The 7102-nt window shown below is 59.8% G+C and carries 9 protein-coding genes and 2 pseudogenes; 6 read left to right on the plus strand and 5 right to left on the minus strand.

The features are described 5' to 3' along the window. The 3 genes from EOA13_RS36085 to EOA13_RS36095 form a co-directional block, all read left to right on the plus strand. Positions 1-881, plus strand: an 881-nt coding sequence (locus EOA13_RS36085) for an FAD-binding oxidoreductase (protein WP_127297911.1), incomplete at its 5' end; no start/stop codon positions are given. 20 nt (positions 882-901) lie between these two features. Next, complete coding sequence (locus tag EOA13_RS36090; RefSeq protein ID WP_127297912.1) at positions 902-1261, plus strand: RidA family protein; 360 nt, start codon at positions 902-904, stop codon at positions 1259-1261. Between the two features lie 81 nt (positions 1262-1342). After that, positions 1343-2095, plus strand: coding sequence for an SDR family NAD(P)-dependent oxidoreductase (locus EOA13_RS36095; protein WP_127297913.1), 753 nt, complete (start codon positions 1343-1345; stop codon positions 2093-2095). A gap of 415 nt (positions 2096-2510) precedes the next feature. Here the strand turns inward: EOA13_RS36095 and EOA13_RS36100 are convergent. Next, a pseudogene (locus EOA13_RS36100) lies at positions 2511-2765 on the minus strand (Tn3 family transposase); the annotation flags it as partial. Between the two features lie 78 nt (positions 2766-2843). Between EOA13_RS36100 and EOA13_RS36105 the strand changes: the two are divergent. The 3 genes and pseudogenes from EOA13_RS36105 to EOA13_RS36115 all read left to right on the plus strand — a co-directional run bounded on the left by EOA13_RS36105 (position 2844) and on the right by EOA13_RS36115 (position 5279). After that, on the plus strand, positions 2844-3317 hold the full coding sequence (locus EOA13_RS36105) for a transposase (protein ID WP_164780568.1): 474 nt from the start codon (positions 2844-2846) through the stop codon (positions 3315-3317). Beyond that, positions 3298-3651, plus strand: coding sequence for an IS66 family insertion sequence element accessory protein TnpB (tnpB, locus tag EOA13_RS36110; RefSeq protein ID WP_023762979.1), 354 nt, complete (start codon positions 3298-3300; stop codon positions 3649-3651). The genes EOA13_RS36105 and tnpB overlap by 20 nt, the downstream gene beginning before the upstream one ends. A gap of 54 nt (positions 3652-3705) precedes the next feature. Further along, positions 3706-5279 (plus strand): annotated as a pseudogene (locus EOA13_RS36115) (IS66 family transposase). Between the two features lie 107 nt (positions 5280-5386). Here the strand turns inward: EOA13_RS36115 and EOA13_RS39215 are convergent. The 4 genes from EOA13_RS39215 to EOA13_RS36125 form a co-directional block, all read right to left on the minus strand. After that, the gene (locus EOA13_RS39215) at positions 5387-5587 is read right to left on the minus strand and encodes a Tn3 family transposase (protein ID WP_245490587.1); all 201 of its coding nucleotides are present in this window, start codon (positions 5585-5587) and stop codon (positions 5387-5389) included. Between the two features lie 16 nt (positions 5588-5603). After that, positions 5604-5759, minus strand: a complete 156-nt coding sequence (locus EOA13_RS39220; protein ID WP_245490588.1) for a transposase — start codon at positions 5757-5759, stop codon at positions 5604-5606. Further along, positions 5743-6636, minus strand: coding sequence for a hypothetical protein (locus EOA13_RS36120; RefSeq protein WP_245490589.1), 894 nt, complete (start codon positions 6634-6636; stop codon positions 5743-5745). The genes EOA13_RS39220 and EOA13_RS36120 overlap by 17 nt, the downstream gene beginning before the upstream one ends. 68 nt (positions 6637-6704) lie before the next feature. Continuing rightward, positions 6705-7102 (minus strand): cupin domain-containing protein (locus EOA13_RS36125; protein ID WP_348629783.1); only part of this gene is annotated, 398 nt, incomplete at its 5' end.

Genomic DNA, 7102 nt, shown 5'->3' on the forward strand with positions numbered 1-7102 from the left:
TGGGTGGTCTGCTCTTTCACGAAGGCGCGACGGTCCATCCAGCGCTGTTGGCCGACGCTTTGCGCACCGAGGCCATCAGGGTCGGCGTCGAAATTTACGAAGACACTCCGGTTACGTCGATCGACGGCCAAGGCCCGCACATCGTTTCATCTAAAAACGGATCGGCCGTCGCCCGTGATGTGGTGCTGGCCAACTACACCGGGGTCATGTCGATACCCTCGGTGTTCGCCGCGACGACGATTTTCTCGAGCTTCCCGGTCATGTCGAAGCCCAATGATCTCGCTCTTGACCGCATAAATTATCGCGAGGCCCGGGGTATCGCGGACCTGAGGATGTTCACCCACTATTTCAGGCGGACCAGAGATGGGCGCATCCTGATGGGTTCGGGGTCCGGGCCCATCGCATATGGCAAAAGCCACAGCGATCAAGCACTCCGTAATGATCCAAGGAGCGCGGAGCGAGCGGCCGTTGGGCTGGCGCGCTTTTTCCCCGAGGTCGCTAAGTCTGGAATTGAAGGGTCATGGGGCTGGCCGATCGAAGTTGCGTCGGATCGTCTTCCTTACTTCGGCACCGTGAGCGGCACGCGTATCCATTATGGGTCCGGCTACTCAGGACATGGAGTGAACGCGACCTGCATTGCCGGAGAGTGCCTGACCTCGCGCGTGCTGAACCGCAAGGATCAGTGGTTGCACTCGCCCTTCTGCCATCGTGATCCGCTCAGGTTCCCGCCCGAACCTTTCCGCTTCATGGGCGGGAGATTGATCAGGAACGCGATCGTGACCTGCGAGGACTTCGAAGACGCGCGTAAGCAGCCTCCGGTCATCGCCCGGTCGATCGCCAATATTCCAAAGCTTCTTCGCATGCGCATCGGAATGCGCTGAGCGCAATAACGGAGAAAATGATGACTATCTCTCGCTTCCTACCCAACGGAAGACGGCTAAGCCATGTCCTCGTCCACAACGGCATCGCCTACATCACCGGGCAGACCCCGGCCGATCGCTCCCAGGGCATCGAGGGCCAGACCAAGGAAGTGTTGGCCCGCCTCGACGAACTCCTTGCCACGGCTGGCACCGACAAGTCCAAAATCCTGTTCGCCCAGATTTGGCTCAAGCATGCGGTCCAAGACTTCGCTGCTATGAATGCCGCTTGGGACGAGTGGATTCCGGCCGACGCCCTTCCCGCTCGGGCTACCGTTGAAGCCAACATGGTGGCACCAGAAATCTTGATTGAGATCGCTGTTCAGGCGTCGGTCGAGGGCTGAGCGGACTGCCCTCGATTCAAACTTCGCCATGACGCTCTCGAGAACCCGACATGGTCGTTCAACCGCAAGATGGAGATAGACATGGATCGACCACTCAAAGGGAAGACGGCTCTGATAACGGGGGCGTCTTCCGGAATCGGAATGGCAACAGCGCGCCTTCTTTCCGAACGAGGTGCAAGAGTCGCGCTGATGTCGCGTCGCGAGGAGGAATTGTCACGCCTCGCGGGCGAGATAGGAAACGACACCATCATTAGGGGTGTCGATGTCTCCGACCCCAAGGCGGTTGCCGTTTCAACGGAATCGATCTGGGAAGAAATGAACGGCGTCGATTACCTGGTTCACGCAGCCGGGATCGTTACCCCCTCCTCCCTGGAACAACTTGGGCCCGAACTTTGGGAACGAACGATTTCGGTCAATCTCTCCGGCGCGTTCTATGTGATGCGGGAATGCGGGCTGCGGATGCGTGAGCGGGGCCATGGCAGCATCGTGGCCATTGGATCGGACCTCTCGGTCAACGGCCTGGAGCTCTACGCCCATTATTGCGCTTCGAAGGCCGGGCTCGCGGGGCTTGTCAAGGCTATGGCATTGGAACTCGCCCCGGTCGTGCGGGTGAACTGCGTCTGCCCTGGCCCCGTGGACACGCCGATGATGACTGCCGAGCTCGAGTGGTTTGGCGGTGTGGAAACGACCAAACCATCGGTGATAGCTGGTGTGCCGCTCAAGAGGTTCGCGGGCGCGGTCGAGATCGCCAAATTCGTAGCCTTCATCGCCGCTGAGGCCAGCTATGCGACGGGGAGCATCTTGAGCACAGACGGGGGCACGACAGCGAGGTGAAGAAGCTTTGAGTCCGACCCTGAGTTTCAGGGTCGAAGTTATCAATGTGGGCGGGGCCGAACTCTTTTCAGTCCACATTGCCGGAGTTCAGACAACGATTTTCAAAGGTCATGTCGAGAAACCCGATCAAAACGTCATTCCCCTCCTGCCGCACTCGCATTTCAGCTTGCCGCGAAAGTTCAATAAAAACTGGTTGCGGGCCAGCCGCAGAACAACTCGTTGGCCTTCGGGTTTGGCGGGCCGACCTACATCTCCTGGTGGGCGCTTCCATGTCTGCCCTTTTTTCCGGGAAAGACGGGAACCTGTTGAAGGTGTCCCTGAACATTGCCGCGTCTTTCCGCTCCCTGAAGCAGAACACCAGATAGCGACAGACGTTGGAAAGAATGGGAAGCAGATTGGGCAATTCAGTGCGCAGGCCTGAATGCGGCAGCGCCAGCTTCTGCCGGGCGATCGCCTTCAGACGTGGCGCCAGGTCGAACCCGAGCAGGCGGCAAAAAGCGAAGCCGACGGCGCTCTGGCCATGGCTGTCGACATATTGGCGCTGGATCTCCATGTCGGTGCAGTGTCGCAGCACGCCCTTGATCATCGCGGCGACCTCCGAAGACGAACAGCGCTTAAGCTGCGAGAAGATGCAGGTCGAACCCTTTTCGACATGCCAGTAGATCGTAAGCGCGAATTTCCCAGCACCTTTTGCTGTTGAGTGCTCTGATGCATGCAGGTGTCCACCGAAATAGGTGGACACCAAGTGATGGAAGAAGATGAGCAGAAACTGCGGGTGAGGCTTGTCGGTCGGGACGGGCGACGCCGATACGACCCGGCATCGAAGGAGCGTCTTGTCTCGGCCTGCCTTGAGCCTGGCGTGTCGGTATCGAGGCTCGCGCTCGAACATGGGGTCAATGCGAACCTTCTTCGGAAGTGGATAAAGAAGCGCGCGGAGACCCAGTCCCTCCCGCCGTCCCCGCCACCTGCGTTCATCCCGGTTCAGATTGAAAGCACTTCCGATCGGGCCTTGCTGCGACAGAGCACCATGGCTGCGGTGGATTTGCCGGGGACTTGCGATGGGGTGCGTTGGTCGGCCTCGAAAAGGACAGCGCCTTTTTCCTCTCCAGCCAAGGTGAGCGCGTCGCTGCCGAACGGCGTGAAGTTGACGCTGGAATGCGGTGATGTGGATGCATTGACGGCGACCATCGGAGCACTGGGTCATGTTCAGACTGGGCGCTGACCTGAAAGTCTACCTGCACCGCGAGCCGATCGACTTCCGGGCCGGCATCAACAGCCTTGCGGTTCTGGTCCAAGAGACGATGGCGCTCGATCCGTTTGCTCCGGCGGTTTTTGCGTTCTGCAATCGCCGTCGCGACCGGATGAAGCTCCTGTTCTTCGATCGGTCGGGCTTTGTGCTGGTCCTGAAGCGGCTGACCGAGGACAGGTTCAGGTGGCCGCGCCGGGAGGCAGCGGTGGTCACGCTTACGACCGAGCAATTGCACTGGATCCTCGACGGCATCGATATCGATGCGATGGTCCGCCATCCGGCGCGGCAATATCAGGTTGCGGGTTGAGGGCTCTCGAATTGAGCGGTTGACGCGACGGCATGCTTTCGATTCAAGAATCTGATGAATCGACCCGGCGAACCGACTGGTTGAAGAGTTGATGGCGCGCATTGCTGCGCTGCAGGGGCAGAACCGTCAACTCGCCGAACGCGTCGTCAAACTCGAGGAAGAGCTGGCGCTTGCACGACTGCATCGTTTTGCGCCGAAGAGCGAAAAGCACATTGACCGCCTCTTCAATGAAGCCGAACAGGCCGCGGATGAGGATGACGCCGACAGCGAAGATGGCGGCGTCGTTGTCCTGCCGGACACGGGCTTGCCGGCGACCGAAGGGGCGACGGGAAAGAAGCGCGGCCGCAAGGCCTTGCCGGAAAACCTGCCGCGGCGAGCGTGTCGAGTATGACCTTCCCGACGACCAGAAGGCTTGTCCTTGCTGCCGTCACCAGATGCATTGCATGGGCGAGGCCGTTACCGAGCAACTTCATATCGAGGTGAAGGCGAAGGTTCTGCAGAATGTGCGGTTCAAATATGCTTGCCGCCATTGTGAGCGTACCGGCATCAACACGCCGGTCGTGACCGCGCCGATGCCCGCGCAACCCTTGCCGGGCAGCATCGCCACGGCTTCGACGCTGGCCTTCGCGCTCGTTCACAAATACGTCGACGGCACACCGCTCTACCGCCTGGCGCAGGCCTTCGAGCGCGCGGGCGTTCCTGTCAGCCGTGGCGCTCTGGGCCACTGGGTGATCGGCTCGAGCGAAAAGCATCTCTCCCGCATCTATGACGCCCTGAAGCTGCGGCTCAGATCGCAGCCCCTCATCCATGGCGACGAGACGACTGTTCAGGTGCTGAAGGAAAAGGATCGAGAGGCCGCCAGCACCTCGTACATGTGGGCATACCGGAGCGGCCAGGACAGTGACGAGCCTATCGTGCTGCTCGATTATCAACCGGGTCGCGGCCAGATACACCCGCAGACCTTCTTGGGCGATTACCGCGGCATAGTCATGAGTGATGGCTATTCCGCTTGGCGCACGCTGGAAGGGGCAACGCATCTTGGCTGCATGGCCCATTCGAGGCGGCGCTTCGTCGATGCCCTAAAGGCGAGGAAGAAAGGCGGCGGCCCGCCGGAACAGGCGCTCCGGTTCTTCGAACAGCTTTATCGGGTTGAAAGTCAGGCGCGGAACGAAATCCCCGATGACGGCGAAACGCGAGATGACTGCATTCGCCGCTTCCGCCAGCAACATAGTGTCCCCATCCTCCATGCTCTCAAGGCATGGCTCGACGACATCGCCCCAAAAGTCTTGCCGGACAGCAAGCTCGGCGACGCCGTCTCCTACACCCTGAACCAATGGGGATATCTGACTCGTTACACCGAGGACGGCAGCATGCCGATCGACAACAATCTTCTCGAACGCGATATCAGAATCTTTGCCACTGGCCGGAAAAGTTGGCTGTTCAGCGATACCGTCGACGGAGCCAGGGCCAGCGCCGTCATCTACAGCCTGATGTTGACCTGCCGCGCCTGTGGCGTCGAGCCGTTAGCGTGGCTGCGCCGCGTCCTCACTGAACTACCTCAGCGCCCCGAGAACGCAGCCATCGACGACCTGCTGCCCTTCAACTTCCTCAAAGCCGCCGCAGCCTGACCCGACGCGTCCGTCTGAAAGCGATCAACTGTTGCAAGGGCCGTCGACGTGCGGGGAAATGAGCGCTTACAGTAGATCATCACGCCGCGATCGCCATAGCGGACATGTCATTCCGTCATCAGGTTGCCATCCCAAGCGCCGAACTTCTTGGAATCTGACGCGCAGGCCGTGCCGGCTTCGCCCCAGATGGCGGTGTTGCGGATCGCCAGCGTTGCATTGGCAACGCGCCCGCAAGCCGCCTCGAGCGCGCCCCGATGGACGAAGCGCCGGCCGACGTGAAGCAGTTCCTCTAGCTGACATCCGGGCATCCGGCCGCCACGCGCTTCAGGCCGACATTCGTGCCCAGCCATAGAGACAAAGGATCAGGCGCCGGTCGAGCGCACCGCGCGAAAGCGCCACACGGGAAGCCGACGTTTTAAAGGCGTCCAGAAAGCCGGTGTCGAGCGCCGTCTCCTTCAACACATCAAGCAGTTCCGTCATCGGCCAACGCCGGCCGATCTGGCCTTGACCGATCGTAGACCTTGCGGTTCCGGCAGCGGCTGGAACGCCGTAATCGAGATGCGGTTCTCGCCGCGCCAGAGGATGCGTACCTTATCGTTGCGGGGGAGTTCGGCATCAGTAGCCGCAATTCCCGCTCAAGCTCGGCCTGGATCTTACGCGTGAAAGCTCGCGCATCCGACGTCAGGTTCAGCGCGTGGTAGTAGGCCGCCCGTCGGCTCTCGAAATCCTTGGGCAGATCGTCGTCCGGATTGCGATAGCGGTCCGCCCCGACCACCCAGATTTCCTTGGCCCGGATGCGGTCGCGCAACTGACTGAGGACGCACAGTTCATAGCTGATCCGGTTGATGCGTCCGTCCTTGCCGATGATCGCGCCGCGCCATTTCGGCGGAATGACGCCTTCGATCGGTACGCCGTCCCGCGGCACCACGCGGCATCCGGTTTCGACGGCCCTCCTGATCCAGCCCAACGCCCCAAGCACGGGCCGATGCACGCCATTGTTCGAACGAAATTCCAGAACCGAAAGAAGTTTCGGCAGGATTCTTCGATAGTCACTGGCATAGGACCCACGCATAACCTGGTAGATGCGCCGTTCGAGCGTGCCCTTCGCCCGATGCTCCTTGATGATCGCCGCAAGCTTTTCCTTGCCCGTACCGGAAAGATCACATCGCAGACCCGGCCACCCGGCGCCTCGATCGCGGCACCCAAGACGATCATAGACGCGGCCGACAACAACGGAAATGACAGTGATAGTCAGTCCGCCGGGCAGCACGAAGAGACCGGTCTGCAGACAATACCCACAAATTGGGGTTCCGAGATTTTCCGAAAAAATTCGGCTTAATCTCTTGTTGAGGCGCAACACATGCTTAGCAGGCGCTGAGCACACCTGATTGTCGGCGGGTAGAGATTTGTGTATACGCGGTTAAATTATGTTGGCTTTTGCACAGAATCTCCTTGTCCCGAAATCTTCGCATAAGTATTCGACTTGGCTGGAATTCCACTCGGATTTGGCGCGTATACGCCAAGTATGCGGGCGTATTCCGGAGCTGAGTAGCGGCCAAGCGCCCCTGCGGGAACACACACCGTGTCGCCCGCATTTGCCTCGACTGTCACACCATCTGCTTCAACAAAGAGCTTGCCTTCAATGACATAGGCAAATTCATCATGAACATGTTCGTCGGTTACAGATTCACCCGTAAGTTCCCATTCCATTAGGATAGGAGCGGTCCACGCCCCTTTGGGCGATCGATTCATAAATCTGCAGTTCGGATTCGTGGCTGAATAGGGGCCCTTGCTGAACTTCTGAGGCGCGAGAGACATTTCGT

The sequence above is a fragment of the Mesorhizobium sp. M7A.F.Ca.US.011.01.1.1 genome (assembly GCF_003998295.1).
Taxonomy (GTDB): domain Bacteria; phylum Pseudomonadota; class Alphaproteobacteria; order Rhizobiales; family Rhizobiaceae; genus Mesorhizobium.

Bases quoted from the DNA above. Each gene is read 5' to 3' on its own strand.
- tnpB (WP_023762979.1), top strand. From the start codon at position 3,298: ATGTTCAGACTGGGCGCTGACCTGAAAGTCTACCTGCACCGCGAGCCG.
- EOA13_RS36095 (WP_127297913.1), top strand. From the start codon at position 1,343: ATGGATCGACCACTCAAAGGGAAGACGGCTCTGATAACGGGGGCGTCT.
- EOA13_RS36090 (WP_127297912.1), top strand. From the start codon at position 902: ATGACTATCTCTCGCTTCCTACCCAACGGAAGACGGCTAAGCCATGTC.
- EOA13_RS39220 (WP_245490588.1), bottom strand. From the start codon at position 5,759: ATGACGGAACTGCTTGATGTGTTGAAGGAGACGGCGCTCGACACCGGC.
- EOA13_RS39215 (WP_245490587.1), bottom strand. From the start codon at position 5,587: ATGCCCGGATGTCAGCTAGAGGAACTGCTTCACGTCGGCCGGCGCTTC.
- EOA13_RS36105 (WP_164780568.1), top strand. From the start codon at position 2,844: ATGGAAGAAGATGAGCAGAAACTGCGGGTGAGGCTTGTCGGTCGGGAC.